Source organism: Pseudomonas sp. USTB-Z, assembly GCF_019691255.1.
Lineage (GTDB): Bacteria > Pseudomonadota > Gammaproteobacteria > Pseudomonadales > Pseudomonadaceae > Aquipseudomonas > Aquipseudomonas alloputida.
Genome location: NZ_JAECZP010000018.1, coordinates 103,594 through 118,220 on the forward strand (window position 1 = coordinate 103,594; position 14,627 = coordinate 118,220).

Here is a 14,627-nt window from a genome sequence, read left to right on the forward strand (position 1 = left end):
CTGAAGGGCGTCACGCCATGAGCTTCAGGACACTGGCTGCAAGTTTCTGAAAACGGTCAAGGACGCCCTGGGTATCCCTGCCCGTTTACGCCAGGTCATCGCCGCCGCCCCCAAGCTACGCATGCAGGTGCATAACACCGCTCGTCATCGCCTCATCACGCATGGTGCGCTGGCAGGTGTGGTCGCAGCGTATCGGTTTCGACCAGGGCAGCGAGCGCAACGGTGAGGTCAGGGGCGGGCGTGGTAGTGACGGACACTACGAGGGTGAACATCGGCAGATCATCAGCCCTGATTCAACTTCAGAATATGCGTCTTTATGGCCTGCCCGGCGGCATCGACAAGGCTCATATAGAACGCCTTGCCCAGGCCGAGCAACGGTGACCCCTTCAATGATTCAGCCGTTGCCTTCAGCGTGATGACGCCGAACTGCTCTGCGATGGTCTCAATACTGCGCTGGCGCTTCCCAGGCTGGTCGTACGGCTTTTGATACCACGTGGCAATCTGGTACTGGGCGTCCTCTCTTTCGAATGCCGCGTACAAGTGCTGGGCCAGCGCAGTAACCGTTTCACGAATCAGCCCAGGGTCGGTATCGTGATTATTCAGCAATGCCTCGAAAGGGGCATTGGCTACCGCCAGAAGATCTCCGATGGTGTAGCCCGCCATCGGTGGAAACACACCAGGCGGCAACTCGACGGCTGCGCCATTCGCTATAGTTGAACTGCCTTCGTCGTGCATAAAAAGCTCCTTTCTCTTAGCGCAAAGCGCTCTTGTATCCGTGCAAAGCATCCCTGCACGAGAGTGACGAAACGGTGAAGCGCACCACATACTGCATAAAGTCACCAGGCGCAATATTGGTCGGGCGCGCGCCTCTGTCGACAGCCGAACGGTGGGTAAGTACGGCATCACAACTCTCCACGGCGGCCAGCACGGGCAGGATGAGTTTACACGTGGTCATGCCAGTTTCCTTACTTGAAAAGTCTGCTGGAGCACACCAGAAGAACCGCCCCATGTCTTGCTGCTGAACCTTCGTCTGGCCCAGAAAAACAAAGGGCACCCATCCTCGGGTGCCCTTTGCCTTACAGCCAGGTGAACTGAATCACCCCATCGATCGCGCTGCCACCGGTTGCGCATGGCCCCTCGACGTCACGATCCCCAGGAAGGAAATCACGATCGCCAGGCCCAATGTCGAGCTCACTTCCGCCCGATGCTCAGGCGTGTACATCATCACCGCCAGCGCCCCGGCAATGAAAATGATCACCGCCCAGGTCAGGTACGGGAACAGCCACATGCGGAACTTCAGTTCGGTGTTCTCGCGCTCCAGTCGGCGGCGCATGCGCAGCTGCGAGATAGCGATAACCATGTACACCAACAGGGCGATGGCGCCGGAGCTGGCCAGCAGGAACTCGAACACGCCCTTCGGCGCGAAGTAGTTGAGGACCGCGATGGCCGCACCGATCAGGGTGCTGCCGAACACCGCAGCACGCGGTACACCGACCTTGGAGGTCTTGTTGAGGAAGGCCGGGGCGTCACCGCGCTTGGCCAGCGAAAACATCATCCGCGAAGCGATGTAGATGGACGAATTCATGCAGCTGGTAACGGCTACCAGCACCACCAGGTCGACCATGAACGCGGCGTTGGGGATGTTCATGATTTCCAGCGCACGCTGGTACGAACCCACCACCGCCAGCTGCGGGTCGTTCCACGGCACCACCGAAATGATCACGAAGATCGACAGGATGTAGAAGGTGCTGATACGCCAGATCACCGAGCGGGTGGCCTTGGCGATGTTGCGCGACGGGTCGCTGGACTCGGACGCGGCAATGGTCACTGCCTCGGTGCCGATGAAGCTGAACATCACAGTGATGAACGCGCCGACCACCGCCGACCAGCCCTTCGGCGCAAAGCCGCCGTACTCGGCCATCAGCCCGCTCAGCCCACTGACCTCGCGGTTGGGCAGCCAGCCCATCAGCGCGGCGAAGCCCAGGCCGATGAAGCCCAGGATGGCGGTGACCTTGAGGATGGCAAACCAGAACTCGAACTCGCCGTACTTGGCCACGCTGAACAGGTTGGTACCGGCCAGCAGCAACACCGAAGCCAGGGCGAAGATCCAGCTGTCCACCTGCGGGAACCAGGCGTTCAGCACATGCCCGGCGGCCAATGCTTCGATAGGAATCACCAGTACCCAGAACCACCAGTACAACCAGCCGATGGTATAGCCGGCCCAGCGGCCAATGGCCTGGTCGGCATAGGTGGAAAACGATCCGGTGTCGGGGTGCGCCACGGCCATTTCGCCGAGCATGCGCATGACCAGTACCACCAAGGTCCCGGCCACGAAATAGGAAATTATGGTTGCTGGCCCGGCTGCCGCGATGGCATGGCCAGAGCCGACGAAAAGTCCGGCGCCGATGATGCCGGCGATGGACAGCATCGTTACGTGACGTGGCTTGAAACCTTGTGCAAGGTTGCCATCAGATCCCACGGTGTTCATTGATGTTGTTCTCTTTTTGCTGACACAAGGAAGGACGGGCAGGCGTAGGCGAAAAATATCTCCTTTGAAATCAATAAGTCGACACGTTGCTCGCGCGCTGTTGTTGATATTTGGCACGCGTCACAGAGCAAGGTGTCAGTGCGGTTCGGGGTTCATTTAAGCCCCGCAGGGCTGTGGCTAATTACACGAGAACGCCCCGGAACTGTTCGATCACGACAGGGCATTTCCAATAGCGCCAGATGTCGCGAATGGCATGCCCGATCGCGCCACCGGGCCATTTGGTGCTTTTGTTTTTCATTTGGATGTGTTGCCGGTGCCGATATCTTCGCCGCACGCCGACGCTCGATGAACCCGCTTCTGCAAGCCGCCAACAAAAAAGCCCCGGTTTCCCGGGGCCTCTGTTGCCAAGGCGTCTGCCTACGCCTGCCCGGTACGCTCGAAGCGCCTGGCCAGCAACAGGTAAGCGAGGATCCCCAGCACGCCATGGGCGGCCACGAACCAGAGTGCGTTGTGAAACGAGCCGGTGCTGGCAACCACGTAACCAATCACCAACGGGGTGACGATGCCGGCAATGTTGCCGATGCCATTGAACACGCCACCGCACAGGCCGACCATCTTCTTCGGCGCCACGTCCGACAGCACCGCCCAGCCCACCGCAGCCAGGCCCTTGCCGAAGAACGCCAGGGTCATCAGGGCTATGACCGCCGCGTTGCCATCCACATAGTTGGCCAGCACCAGGCTGGTGGACAGCCCCATGCCGATGATGAACGGGGTCTTGCGCGCCCTGGACGGGTGCACGCCACGGCGGATCAGCCAGTCGGATACGAAGCCACCCAGAATACCGCCAGTGAAACCACAGATTGCCGGCAGTGCGGCCACCCAGCCGGCCTCCATGATGGTCATGCCACGGCCCTTGATCAGGTAGATCGGGAACCAGGTGATGAAGAAGTAAGTCAGCGCAGTGATGCAGTACTGGCCAAGGTACACCGCCCACAGGTTGCGGCTGGTGAACAGTTGCGCAAGCTCTGCCCGGGTCGGCTTGCTCTTGGCAGCCTTGCGTTCCTTTTCCAGGTCGACCAGGGCGCCACCTTCGCGCATGTATTCCAGCTCTTCACGGCTCAACCCAGGTGCGCTGTGGGGCTCATGGTACAAGCGGAACCAGAACAGGCTCAGCAGCAAGCCCAGAAGCCCCATCCAGATGAACACCTGCTCCCAGCTCATTGCATGGGTCATCCATGCCATCAAGGGGGCGAACACCACCACCGCCATGTACTGCGCCGAATTGAACAGTGCCGATGCAGTGCCACGCTCCTGGGTCGGGAACCAACAGCTGACGATGCGCGAGTTGGCCGGGAAGGCCGGCGACTCCACCAGCCCAAGCATGAAGCGCATTGAAAAAAGTGCCACCGCTGCCGAGACGCCGGCCAGCCCCATCCAGCCCACAGTGCCTTGCAGCAAGGTAAACAGCGACCAGAGGATCAGGCTGATACCGTACACGCGGCGGGCACCGAAGCGGTCGAGCAGCCAGCCCCCCGGCACTTGGCCGAGGGTGTAGGCCCAGGCGAAGGCAGAAAAGATCATGCCCAGCATGACCGGATCGAGCCCCAGGTCCTTGAGCACCTCGGTGCCGGTGATCGACAAGGTGGCGCGGTCGGCGTAGTTGATGACGGTAATGACGAAGATCAGCGCCAGCACCAGGAAGCGATGGCGACCGATCCCGGCCACGGCCTGCGGTGCGGCAACGGCGGATTTGCTGTTCATGTGGACCCTCTTGCTTCTCGATGGAAGCGATTGTTCTTGTACGCAGAAGGGGTGGCCGCAAGGGCCTTGTAGTACCTGTACACGCGAAAGGGGGCTAACTGTCGATCACCCGATTCGGTGGCACTTCACCTCGGAAACAGGCCTGAAGGTTGTCCAGCACCATGCGCCCCATCTCCAGTCGGGTCTGCAGCGTCGCGCTGCCCCGGTGCGGTTGCAGGCTGACCTGGTTCAGGTCCAGCAATGCCGGCGGCACCTGTGGTTCATCGACAAATACATCCAGCCCTGCCCCGGCGATACGCTGCTCGCGCAACGCTTCCACCAGCGCGTCTTCATCGACCAACTTGCCACGTGCCACATTGACCAGGTAACCCTGAGGCCCCAGCGCCTCCAGCACCTCGGCCGTCACCAGCACTTGCCCGCCGTCAGCAGAAGCGGCCACGACCAGGACATCCACCGAGCGCGCCAACTCAACCAGATCCGGCTCATAGCGATAGCCCGTTTCTGGCTGCTCGCGCCGGCCGTTGTAGGCGATGCTCATGTCGAAGGCGGCGGCACGGCGAGCGATGGCCTTGCCCACCTGGCCAAGGCCGACGATGCCCAGCGCGCAGCCACTGACCCTGCGCGCCAGCGGCAGGTCGACCTTGCCCCACAAGCCATCGCGCACCAGCCGCTCCCCCTCGCCCAGGCGACGCAGGCTGCTGATGATCAACCCCATGGCCAGGTCGGCAACGTCGGCCGTCAACACCCCCGGGGTGGTGGTGACATGGATGCCGCGGCTGGCCGCATGGCGCAGATCCACCGCATCGGTACCGATGCCACTGATGGCGATGATCTCAAGGGCAGGCAACTGGTCCATCAGCGCGGTAGACAGGCCTTTGGCACCGCCGGTGACCACGCCGCGGATGCGCGGTGCGGCTTCGTCCAGCAGCTGTTGCGGGTTGTGCTGCTGGTACAACCGATGCACGTGGTAGGCGCTGACCAGTTGGGCATCGATCGCCTCGGGTACGGGCTGGGTCAGCAGCACTTCAATCGGGGTGTGAGTCATCGCGGGCTTCCGGCATTGAGAAGACATGAGTCGATGCTAGGCCTGCATTTGATACAGGTCTAATATAGATGCTGGATTGAATAATTCAGGATTTGAATCGTGGAATTGCACCAGCTGCGTTGCTTCGTGGCCGTGGCCGAAGAGCTGCATTTCGGCCGCGCTGCCACCCGCCTGCATATGACCCAGCCACCGCTTAGCCGCCAGATCCAGCTGCTCGAGCATGCCTTGGGTGTGCTGCTGCTCGAGCGCAACAACCGTCAGGCGCGGCTCACCCTGGCGGGCGCGAGCTTCCTCGAGGATGCCCGGCGCATTTTGCAGATTGCCGAATCGGCCAGCCACTCCGCGCGGCGCATCGCCCACGGCGAAGCAGGCCGCCTGACCCTGGGTTTCACCGCCGTTGGGGCGTACAGCATGGTCCCCCGTTTGCTGGTGCACGCCGGGCAGACGCTGCCGGACATCGAGCTGGTGCTCAGCGAGCGCGTCTCCAGCACTCAGGTGCATGACCTGGAAGCAGGGCTGATCGATGTCGGGCTGGTGCGCCAGGTACTGCCCAGCGCGCGGGTGGAGTACTTGCCAATCCACCGCGAGCCCTTCGTCGCCGCCCTGCCCGCCGGGCACGCGCTGGCGAACCACGAACGGCTGACACCCAGCGACTTCGACCAGCAGCCGTTCGTGATGTACAGCGCCAACGAAGGGCGGTATTTCCATGACCGTATTGCCAACCTGTTTGCGCGGCACGAAGTGCAGCCGCGCTACCTGCACCAGTTGGGTCAGACTCATTCGATTCTGGGCCTGGTCAATGTGGGACTGGGCTGTGCCGTGGTGCCGGCCTCTGCCCAGGCACTGCGCCTGGAGCAGGTGGTATTCCGGCCGTTGGAGGGGATGGAGCAACAGGCAGAAATCTTCCTGGCGTTCTGCCAGGACAACCCCAACCCGGTGCTGGGGTCTTTCGTTGCAATGGCGCGGGCCTTTTTTGAAGCCGCTTGAGGGCCTGCCACCCCCACAGGCCCCACACCAGCCTGAAGCCAGGTGCAATCCCTGTGGGAGTGGCTTTAGCCGCGAAAACCGGCGGAGCCGGTGCCATGCACTGTGTTGGATGCTTCGCGGGCAAGCCCGCTCCCACAGGGATTGCACCTGGCTTCAGGCTGGTGTGGGGCCTGTGGAAACAACTGGCTTGCTCAATTTCTAGAATCTTGCGCAATCCCGGTGGGAGCGGCCAGCCGCCTTACCGTACCAGGCAAGGTCGTTTGTTATCGAAGCTCCAACCCGAGATCAGGAACTGCATCGCCACGCTGTCATCGCGCGCGCCCAGCCCCATGTTGCGGTAGCACTCATGGGCCTTGGCCAGCTGGTCTTCGTCCAGTTCCACGCCCAGGCCCGGCCGCGCCGGTACCCGCACATGCCCATCGACAATGCGCAGCGGATCACGCGTCAGCCGCTGGCCATCCTGCCAGATCCAGTGGGTATCGATCGCAGTGATTTCACCCGGCGCCGCAGCCGCCACCTGGGTGAACATCGCCAGCGAAATGTCGAAGTGGTTATTGGAATGAGAACCCCAGGTCAGCCCCCAGTCGTTGCACATCTGCGCCACCCGAACCGAACCCTGCAAGGTCCAGAAGTGAGGGTCGGCCAGCGGAATGTCCACCGACTGTAACTGAATGGCATGGCCCATCTGTCGCCAGTCGGTAGCGATCATGTTGGTCGCAGTGGGCAGCCCGGTGGCGCGGCGGAACTCGGCCATCACCTCGCGGCCCGAGTAACCGTTCTCGGCGCCACAGGGGTCTTCGGCGTAGGCCAGCACATTGTGCTTGTCACGGCACAGGGCGATGGCCTCCTTCAGCGACCACGCGCCATTGGGGTCGAGCGTGATGCGCGCTTCGGGGAAGCGTTCGGCCAGCGCTGTCACGGCCTCCATCTCTTCTTCACCACGCAGCACGCCGCCCTTGAGCTTGAAGTCGCTGAAGCCATAGCGCGCCTTGGCGGCCTCGGCCAGCCGCACCACTGCTTCCGGGGTCAGGGCCTTTTCGTGGCGCAGGCGGAACCAGTCGTCATCGCTGTCGGCTTCGTTGCGGTAGGCCAGGTCGGTCTGCTGGCGGTCGCCGATGTAGAACAGATAACCGAGCATCTTCACCGCATCGCGTTGCTGGCCCTCGCCCAGCAGCGCCGCCATCGGCACATTCAGGTGCTGGCCGAGCAGGTCGAGCAATGCCGACTCAATGGCCGTCACCGCATGCACGGTGATACGCAGGTCGAAGGTCTGCAGGCCGCGGCCCGCCGAGTCGCGGTTGGCGAAGGTCTGGCGCATGGCATTGAGCACACGCTGGTAATGGCCGATCGGCTGGCCGACCACCAGGCTGCGGGCGTCCTCCAGGGTCTGGCGAATCTTCTCGCCACCGGGCACTTCACCCAGGCCGGTGTTGCCGGCGCTGTCGCGCAGCACCACCACGTTGCGGGTGAAGTACGGGCCATGGGCGCCACTGAGGTTGAGCAGCATGCTGTCATGGCCGGCCACGGGGACCACGCGCAGGTCGGTGACCACCGGGGTGCTGGCATGTACGGGGGGATTGGTCTGCATATTCATGGTTGTTGTCTCGCAGTCATCAGTGGGTCTGGCCCAGGGCCGAAGGGGCCTTGAGGTCATCGGAAGGGGCGCCCTTGGGGCGAGTGCGTACGAAGAAGATGGCAATCGCCGCCAGCACCGAGGTCACCGCCAGGCCGTACAGCCCGCCCTGGATCGAGCCAGTCTGCTGCTCCAGCAAGCCGAAGGTGGTGGGGGCAACAAAACCGCCGAGGTTGCCGACCGAGTTGATCAGGGCAATCACCGCCGCAGCGATGCGGGCGTCCAGGTAGCCTTGGGGGATTGGCCAGAACAGTGACGACGCTGACTTGAAGCCGATCGCGGCGAAGCACACGGCGACGAAGGCGAACACCGGCCCACCCGTGGTGGACATGAACATGCCCGTGGCAGCGACCAGCAGGGCGCCGGCCACCCAGGCCTGCTGGAACTTCCAGCGCGCGGAACCGGCGGCGAAGGCGTACATGGCCAGGATCGAGATCAGCCAAGGGATCGAGTTGAAGAAACCGACCTGCATGTCACTGAGGTCGCCCATGCGCTTGATGATGCTGGGCAGCCAGAAGGTGGCGGCATAGATGGTCAGCTGGATGCAGAAGTAGATCAGGCAGAACAGCACGATCTGGCGGTCCTTGAGCAGGCTCCAGGCCGACGGCCTGACCGCGCCGATGGCCTCACGCGCTTGCTGCTCGCGGTCGATGGTGGCGACCAGCGCGTCCTGCTCGGCCTTGCTCAGCCACTTGGCGTCCTGCGGCTTGGAGTCGAGCCAGAAGAACACAAAGAAGCACAGCACCACCGAGGCCATGCCTTCAATGAACAGCATCCACTGCCAACCATGCAGGCCCAGGCCCTGGATCTGCATCAACGCCCCGGCCAGCGGCCCGGAAATCAACGAAGCCAGCGCCGAGCCACTGAGGAAGATGGCAATGGCCTTGCCGCGCTCTGCCGCCGGCAGCCAGCGGGTGAAGTAGTAGATCACGCCAGGAAAGAAGCCTGCTTCGGCCACTCCGAGCAGAAAACGCAACACGTAGAACTGGGTTTCGTTCTGCACGAAGGCCATGGCCGTGGCCACCAGCCCCCAGGTGAACATGATACGGGTCAGCCACAGCCGGGCACCGACCTTTTGCAGCAGCATGTTCGAAGGGACTTCGAACAGCGCGTAACCGATGAAGAACAGCCCGGCACCAAAGCCAAAGGCCGCAGCGCTGATGCCCAGGTCGCTTTCCAGGTGCGGGCGGACGAAGCCAATGTTGACGCGGTCGAGGTAGTTGACGATGAACATGATGACGAACAGCGGCAGGACGTGGCGCTTGACCTTGGCCACGGCACTGGCCAACGCGTCGCCTTCATGCCGGGCAGACGGAGCGAGGGTGTCGTTCACTTGCGGATCTCCCACTAATTGTTTTTGTGCGGGTCGGGTTGTCTGACATGGCAGTGGGGAGGAGCTTATTCGCAGCGAGGTTGTACGACAAGATCATTAACGTCGGCAAAATAGCAAAATACAAGCTGTCACAATGCCAATTTGATCCTAACGTGCAAAAACAGATCAACTACATGCTGAATTGGATGCGCGAAAAATCGGCAAAAAATATTTCTATCGATTAACTTGTCGTACAAGCCAATCAAGAAGCGGATCACACATGGAACCCGAACACGCGCGCAAACGCGGCCACAGCCGTGCCCACGACCTGGTTTCCAGCCTGACCCAGCAGATTTTGCTGGGCACCTTCAAACCAGGCGACAAACTGCCTTCGGAAAACACCTTGGTGCGCGAGCACGGGGTCAGCCGCACAGTGGTTCGCGAAGCCTTGTCGAAGCTGCAGGCCTCGGGGTTGGTGGAGCCGCGCCACGGGATCGGTACGTTCGTGATGGAGCGCCAGGCCCAGGCCGGCCTGCGCGTTGCGGCGGAGAGCGCGGCGAATGTGCGCGACCTGCTGGAGCTGCGTATTGGCCTTGAGGGCCAGGCTGCCGCGCTGGCCGCACTGCGTCGTGATGAAGGGCAACTGGCGCGCATGCGCCAGGCGCTGGATGACTATCAGGACCTGGCCGCTGCCGGCGACAGCTGCATCGAAGCCGACCGGCGCTTTCACCTGCTGATTGCCGAGGCCACCGGCAATCTGTATTTCACCGAGATGCTGCTGCAACTGGGTAACGGCCTGATACCGCGCAACCGCATGGCCCTGGCCGAGCGCGCGGGGGCCAAGCTGGCGCGGCAAGCGTACCTGGCCAACCTGGAGCATGAGGCGATCCTCAATGCCATCCGCCGACAAGACCCGGATGCCGCTCGGGCGGCAGTGTGCCTGCACCTGTCCAACAGCCGAGACCGGCTACTGCCGGACTGACTGTCAGGCAGTGCAAGGCCTCGGGCTTGATGCTACGAACAGAGTGGCGTGCAGGGTGGCCGTTACATCCAGCTACCCTGCCCTCACTTCACCAGGTCAGGCAGATCTTGCCGAAATGCCGGTTGCTCTCCTGGTAACGGAACGCCTCGACGATCTGTTCCAGCTCGAAATGCTTGTCCACCACCGGCCGCAGGCCGTTGGCGTCGATCGCCCGCACCATCGCCTGCTGCTGCGCTCGGCTGCCAACCAGCACCCCTTGCAGCCGAATCTGCCGCACCAGCGCCTGCACCAACGGCAACTGCCCGGCCACCCCGGTAAGGATGCCGATCAGCGAAACATGCCCGCCAATGCGCGCAGCAATCATCGACTGCTCCAGCGTCGCCGGGCCGCCCACTTCAATCACATGATCGACACCACGGTTGCCAGTCAGCTCGCGCACCTTCTCACCCCAGGCCGGGGTGCTCTTGTAGTTGATCAGGTGGTCGGCACCCAGGGCCTTCAGGCGCTCCAGCTTGGCATCGCTGGACGAGGTGGCGATCACGGTCGCGCCCGCCAGCTTGGCGAACTGCAGGGCGAAAATCGACACACCGCCGGTACCCTGCACCAGCACCGTGTCGCCGGGCTTGAGGTGATCATCGCTCATCAGCGCCCGCCAGGCGGTAAGGCCGGCGGTGGTCAGGGTGGCAGCCTCGGCATGGCTGAAACCCTGGGGTGCCAGGGTGAAGGCGGTGGCGCGGGCAGTCACCTGTTCACGGGCGTAGCCATCGATGCCGTCGCCGGGCACCCGGGCAAAGCCCTCGACATTGGCCTGGCCATCGAGCCAGTCGGGGAAGAAGGTGCTGACCACATTGTCGCCGACCTGGAACTCAGTGACGCCAGCCCCCACCGCAACCACCTCGCCGGCGCCATCGGCCATGGGGATGCGCCGCTCGCTCGGGCCCCACATGCCGCTGACCACGGCGAAATCGTGGTAGTTGAGGGAACTGGCGTGCAGGCGCACGGTAATCTCGCCGGCCTGGGGGGCCTGGGCCTCGCAGGTGCCGACCTCGACCTTGTCGTAGCCGCCGCCGGGTTGTACGTAGATGGCCTTGCTGCTCATGGGTGGGTCTCCGTATCAGAGCAAAGAATGGGGTTCAGCATAGACAGATCCGGCCCTTTCGCGGGCACGCCCACCCCCACAGAGGCACCACAGGCCCCGAGACGTGCGCAATACCTGTGGGAGCGGGCATGCCCGCGAAGAGGCCCGCATGGCCAACACACGCATCAGCCCAGCATCACCTTCAACGCTCGGCAATCCGCCGCATGCCAATCCACCAGTTCCGGCCAGGGATTGTCCGGCAGGTTCACCAGCACCGTGCGCGCCCCCGCCGCCCGCCCACAGTCCAGGTCAAAGCGGTAATCCCCCACCATCACCAGTTCGCTCGGCGTCACGCCCCAGGCGCTGGCAATCTTCAGCAGCCCATCCGGGCTCGGCTTCGGCGCAGCCTCGTCACGCCCGAGAATGTGTTCCACCGGGAAGCAGTCCGCCAGGCCGATGGCCTCCAGCGTTACATGCGCCAGCTCACGCGCATTGCGGGTCAGAATACCCAGCCGGCACCCGCGCCCGGCCAACTCGCGCACCAGCTCCACCGCCCCGGTGGCCGCCGTGGAGGCCGTTGCCAGGTCCCTTTCGTGCTCCAGCAACCAGGCATGCTTGGCCGCCGCTTCCTCTGCCGGCAAGGCCGCCAGGTGGGTGAGGATGTCGTGTTCGGCCGGGATGTCCAGCGCCACCCGAATGGCGGCGAAGTCGTGCACGGCCACGGTCAGGGTGCCGTCCATGTCGAACACCCAGTTGCGCACCTCGCCCAGGCTCATGCCCAGTCCTTGCGATGGCGAATCAGGCCTTCCTGGCTCGACGATGCCACCAGTTGCCCGGCCTGGTTGAAAATGCTGCCGCGGCAGAAGCCACGGGAGTTACCGGCCCAGGGGCTATCGGTGGCGTACAGGAGCCACTCGTCGGCGCGCAGGTTGCCGTGAAACCACAGCGAATGGTCGAGGCTGGCGATCTGCATGTCGCGCTGCCACACCGATTTGCCATGGGGCAGCAACGCCGTGGTCAGCAGGCCGAAGTCCGAGGCGTAGGCCAGCATGTACTTGTGCAGGGCAGGCACGTCCGGCAGGTTGCCGTCGGCGCGGAACCAGGCGTACTTCACCGGTTCGCCCGGCTTGGGGTTGAACGGGTCGCGCTCGGTGACCGGGCGGATCTCGATCGGCTTGGCACACAGCACCTTGTCGCGAATGCGCTCGGGCAACTGGTCGGCCATGGCACGGGCCAGTTCGACTTCGGTAGGCAGGTTTTCCGGGCCGACCACGTCAGGCATCTGCGCCTGGTGCTCGAAGCCTTCCTCGTCGTACTGGAACGATGCACTGCAGGTGAAGATGGTCTGGCCCTTCTGGATCGCCGTCACCCGCCGTGTACTGAAGCTGCCGCCATCGCGCACGCGGTCTACCGAGTAAACCACTGGAAGGCTGGCATCGCCCGGGCGCAGGAAGTAGCCGTGCAACGAATGCACATGGCGCGCGTCCTCCACTGTCTGGCTGGCAGCCGACAACGACTGGCCCAGCACTTGGCCACCGTAAAGCTGGCGGAAGCCCAGGTCCTGGCTACGTCCACGGAACAGGTTCTCCTCGATGGATTCGAGGCTCAACAGGTCGACCAGGTCGTCCAACACATGACTCATCGGCGGTTCTCCGTAGGAGCGAGCCTAGCTCGCGATGCGCCGCCCGAGCGGCGCTCGATTTCACAGGCGCTGAACGTGTTACGGGCAAGCGCCTTCCAAGTAGGCAAATGATACAGCGTTTGTCATTCGCGCCGGGCATGGCTGTGCATTCAGGCGCGCAGGGTGCGCTCCCAATGCGCGCGATCGATCCGGTACAGCACATGCGGGCGCAGCGGGTGGCCGATGGGCAGCCGGGGGTGCTCGAAGCTGCCGTGCAGGTCCTGCTGCATGCCGATGGCTTGCATCACCTTTTGCGACGGCAGGTTGCATTCGCTGGTGAACGACACGACCTCCTCCAGGCGCAATTGGGCAAAAGCACAACGCAGGCAGGTCCACGCCGCCTCGCTGGCAAAGCCCAGGCCCCAGTGACGACGTGCCAGGCGCCAGCCGATCTCCACCGCCGGGGCAAAAGGCGCGTCGAAGTTGACATTGAGCAACCCGGTCATGCCGATGAACGCGCCACTGTCCTTGCGCTCCAGGGCCCACAAACCAAAACCGTACTCATTGAAATGCCCACGCACGCGGCCGATCAACGCAGCCGCCTCAACGCGCGTCAGCGGCGCCGGAAAGTAGCGCATCACCTGTGGGTCGGCGCACAGTGCGGCGAACTCGCGCAAGTCATCGTCATGCCATTGGCGCAGCACCAGCCGTGCGCTTTCCAGTTCGAGGATGGGGGTCATCGGGCCTGCTCCGGTTTACCGCCTTGCAGTTTACAGCGTAGGCGCGGGCGCGGGTTTCACCCAGCCGGCAGCCGCCAAATGCAATTTTCACACGCCCTTCACCGGCCCCCGACAGGCCGCTTGGCAGGATGCCGCCATCCACCACCGCGCCAGCCGCGGCACTGCCAACGGAGCAACGCATGCTATCGAGCAACACCCTGGGGCACCCCGCCATTCATGCCCGGCGCAAGCGACGCCTGACTCGCAAAGCCGTCGGAGCCGCCTTGGGCCTGTGCATGGTTGTGGCGGCGTTGACCACCTGGCTGGCGACGAGGACGCATATCGTGGACCTTGGCAACGAGCAACAACTGAGTGACAGCGGCCTGCTGCAGGACTGGGCCGACGGTGCGGTGATCGTGATGATCCGCCACGCCGAACGCTGCGACAGCGCCCCCGGCCCCTGCCTGGACGACTCCACGGGGATCACCCTGAGCGGCAGCCAGGCCGCTGCCCGCGTGGGCCAAGGGCTGCACCAGCTGGGCCTGAACAAAGCCGACCTGCTCAGCAGCCCGAAACTGCGCACCCGGCAAACCGCGCACTTCATACTGGGTCAGGCGGTGGCCAGCGAGGACTGGCTCGAAAGCTGCGACAGCCAGTTCGCCAACGAAGCGCTTGCACACAAACGCGCGGGCTACAACCTGGTGCTGGTGACTCACAACGGCTGCATCGACCACTTTGCCCGCCAGCAGCACGTTGCCGGCGGCGAACGTCAAAGCAACTATGCCAGCGCCCTGTTCGTATCGGTGGATGGCAATGGCAAGGCACGCATCCTGGGGCGCTTGAACGAACCGGACTGGCAACGGGTATTGGCCAGCACAGGAAAATAGCCTCTGTGGGAGCAACTGTCTTGCTCAATTTCTGAAAGCTGGCGCGATCCGTGTGGGAGCGGCCTTGCGTCGCGAAAGGGCTGCACAGCAGCCCCGGGGTTTCAGCGTCGATGC

14 protein-coding genes are annotated in these 14,627 nt (G+C 63.4%); 3 read left to right on the top strand and 11 right to left on the bottom strand.

Translation table 11 applies throughout. The features are described from left to right. Nucleotides 1–282: 282 nt before the first annotated feature. The 5 genes from I8746_RS19945 to I8746_RS19965 form a co-directional block, all read right to left on the bottom strand. Nucleotides 283–735: a hypothetical protein gene (locus I8746_RS19945; protein WP_003249866.1), complete on the bottom strand. Its 453-nt coding sequence runs from the start codon at nucleotides 733–735 to the stop codon at nucleotides 283–285. Nucleotides 736–751: 16 nt separating this feature from the next. Then, nucleotides 752–955 (bottom strand): hypothetical protein, encoded by a 204-nt coding sequence (locus I8746_RS19950; protein WP_017147970.1) that lies wholly within the window; start codon nucleotides 953–955, stop codon nucleotides 752–754. A gap of 141 nt (nucleotides 956–1,096) precedes the next feature. Then, nucleotides 1,097–2,488 (bottom strand): amino acid permease, encoded by a 1,392-nt coding sequence (locus tag I8746_RS19955; RefSeq protein ID WP_003249863.1) that lies wholly within the window; start codon nucleotides 2,486–2,488, stop codon nucleotides 1,097–1,099. Between the two features lie 417 nt (nucleotides 2,489–2,905). Next, entirely contained in the window at nucleotides 2,906–4,249 is a 1,344-nt protein-coding gene (locus tag I8746_RS19960; RefSeq protein ID WP_012053778.1) for an MFS transporter, read from the bottom strand. Nucleotides 4,250–4,343: 94 nt separating this feature from the next. Beyond that, nucleotides 4,344–5,294: a 2-hydroxyacid dehydrogenase gene (locus I8746_RS19965; protein WP_041168528.1), complete on the bottom strand. Its 951-nt coding sequence runs from the start codon at nucleotides 5,292–5,294 to the stop codon at nucleotides 4,344–4,346. A gap of 99 nt (nucleotides 5,295–5,393) precedes the next feature. Here I8746_RS19965 and I8746_RS19970 point away from each other — a divergent pair, with 99 nt between their 5' ends. Beyond that, complete coding sequence (locus tag I8746_RS19970) at nucleotides 5,394–6,281, top strand: LysR substrate-binding domain-containing protein (RefSeq protein WP_012053780.1); 888 nt, start codon at nucleotides 5,394–5,396, stop codon at nucleotides 6,279–6,281. Between the two features lie 238 nt (nucleotides 6,282–6,519). Here the strand turns inward: I8746_RS19970 and gudD are convergent, their stop codons facing one another. Together gudD and I8746_RS19980 are read right to left on the bottom strand one after the other, a co-directional pair. Continuing rightward, nucleotides 6,520–7,875 (bottom strand): glucarate dehydratase, encoded by a 1,356-nt coding sequence (gudD, locus tag I8746_RS19975; RefSeq protein WP_221100974.1) that lies wholly within the window; start codon nucleotides 7,873–7,875, stop codon nucleotides 6,520–6,522. A 19-nt stretch (nucleotides 7,876–7,894) separates the two neighbouring features. Beyond that, the gene (locus I8746_RS19980) at nucleotides 7,895–9,247 is read right to left on the bottom strand and encodes an MFS transporter (RefSeq protein WP_088513243.1); all 1,353 of its coding nucleotides are present in this window, start codon (nucleotides 9,245–9,247) and stop codon (nucleotides 7,895–7,897) included. A gap of 259 nt (nucleotides 9,248–9,506) precedes the next feature. Here I8746_RS19980 and I8746_RS19985 point away from each other — a divergent pair, with 259 nt between their 5' ends. After that, nucleotides 9,507–10,208 (top strand): FadR/GntR family transcriptional regulator, encoded by a 702-nt coding sequence (locus tag I8746_RS19985; protein ID WP_003249857.1) that lies wholly within the window; start codon nucleotides 9,507–9,509, stop codon nucleotides 10,206–10,208. Nucleotides 10,209–10,296: 88 nt separating this feature from the next. On the opposite strand, the gene I8746_RS19990 is transcribed toward I8746_RS19985, so the two are convergent. The 4 genes from I8746_RS19990 to I8746_RS20005 all read right to left on the bottom strand — a co-directional run bounded on the left by I8746_RS19990 (nucleotide 10,297) and on the right by I8746_RS20005 (nucleotide 13,647). Then, nucleotides 10,297–11,307: an NAD(P)-dependent alcohol dehydrogenase gene (locus I8746_RS19990; RefSeq protein WP_010955388.1), complete on the bottom strand. Its 1,011-nt coding sequence runs from the start codon at nucleotides 11,305–11,307 to the stop codon at nucleotides 10,297–10,299. Nucleotides 11,308–11,471: 164 nt separating this feature from the next. Beyond that, entirely contained in the window at nucleotides 11,472–12,062 is a 591-nt protein-coding gene (locus I8746_RS19995) for an HAD family hydrolase (RefSeq protein WP_003249853.1), read from the bottom strand. Next, nucleotides 12,059–12,928: an acyl-CoA thioesterase II gene (tesB, locus tag I8746_RS20000; RefSeq protein WP_088513246.1), complete on the bottom strand. Its 870-nt coding sequence runs from the start codon at nucleotides 12,926–12,928 to the stop codon at nucleotides 12,059–12,061. The genes I8746_RS19995 and tesB overlap by 4 nt, the downstream gene beginning before the upstream one ends. A gap of 149 nt (nucleotides 12,929–13,077) precedes the next feature. Continuing rightward, on the bottom strand, nucleotides 13,078–13,647 hold the full coding sequence (locus I8746_RS20005; protein WP_003249850.1) for a GNAT family N-acetyltransferase: 570 nt from the start codon (nucleotides 13,645–13,647) through the stop codon (nucleotides 13,078–13,080). A 179-nt stretch (nucleotides 13,648–13,826) separates the two neighbouring features. On the opposite strand from I8746_RS20005, the gene I8746_RS20010 reads away from it, so the two are divergent. After that, nucleotides 13,827–14,513 carry a histidine phosphatase family protein gene (locus tag I8746_RS20010; RefSeq protein ID WP_221100975.1) on the top strand — a complete coding sequence of 229 codons (687 nt, stop codon included), beginning with the start codon at nucleotides 13,827–13,829 and terminating at the stop codon, nucleotides 14,511–14,513. The last annotated feature ends 114 nt before the right edge of the window (nucleotides 14,514–14,627 follow it).

Excerpts from the sequence above, each read along its gene's own strand:
- I8746_RS19945 (WP_003249866.1), bottom strand. The coding sequence starts at position 735 with ATGCACGACGAAGGCAGTTCAACTATAGCGAATGGCGCAGCCGTCGAG.
- I8746_RS19950 (WP_017147970.1), bottom strand. The coding sequence starts at position 955 with ATGACCACGTGTAAACTCATCCTGCCCGTGCTGGCCGCCGTGGAGAGT.
- I8746_RS19955 (WP_003249863.1), bottom strand. The coding sequence starts at position 2,488 with ATGAACACCGTGGGATCTGATGGCAACCTTGCACAAGGTTTCAAGCCA.
- I8746_RS19960 (WP_012053778.1), bottom strand. The coding sequence starts at position 4,249 with ATGAACAGCAAATCCGCCGTTGCCGCACCGCAGGCCGTGGCCGGGATC.
- I8746_RS19965 (WP_041168528.1), bottom strand. The coding sequence starts at position 5,294 with ATGACTCACACCCCGATTGAAGTGCTGCTGACCCAGCCCGTACCCGAG.
- gudD (WP_221100974.1), bottom strand. The coding sequence starts at position 7,875 with ATGAATATGCAGACCAATCCCCCCGTACATGCCAGCACCCCGGTGGTC.
- I8746_RS19985 (WP_003249857.1), top strand. The coding sequence starts at position 9,507 with ATGGAACCCGAACACGCGCGCAAACGCGGCCACAGCCGTGCCCACGAC.
- I8746_RS19990 (WP_010955388.1), bottom strand. The coding sequence starts at position 11,307 with ATGAGCAGCAAGGCCATCTACGTACAACCCGGCGGCGGCTACGACAAG.
- I8746_RS19995 (WP_003249853.1), bottom strand. The coding sequence starts at position 12,062 with ATGAGCCTGGGCGAGGTGCGCAACTGGGTGTTCGACATGGACGGCACC.
- tesB (WP_088513246.1), bottom strand. The coding sequence starts at position 12,928 with ATGAGTCATGTGTTGGACGACCTGGTCGACCTGTTGAGCCTCGAATCC.
- I8746_RS20005 (WP_003249850.1), bottom strand. The coding sequence starts at position 13,647 with ATGACCCCCATCCTCGAACTGGAAAGCGCACGGCTGGTGCTGCGCCAA.
- I8746_RS20010 (WP_221100975.1), top strand. The coding sequence starts at position 13,827 with ATGCTATCGAGCAACACCCTGGGGCACCCCGCCATTCATGCCCGGCGC.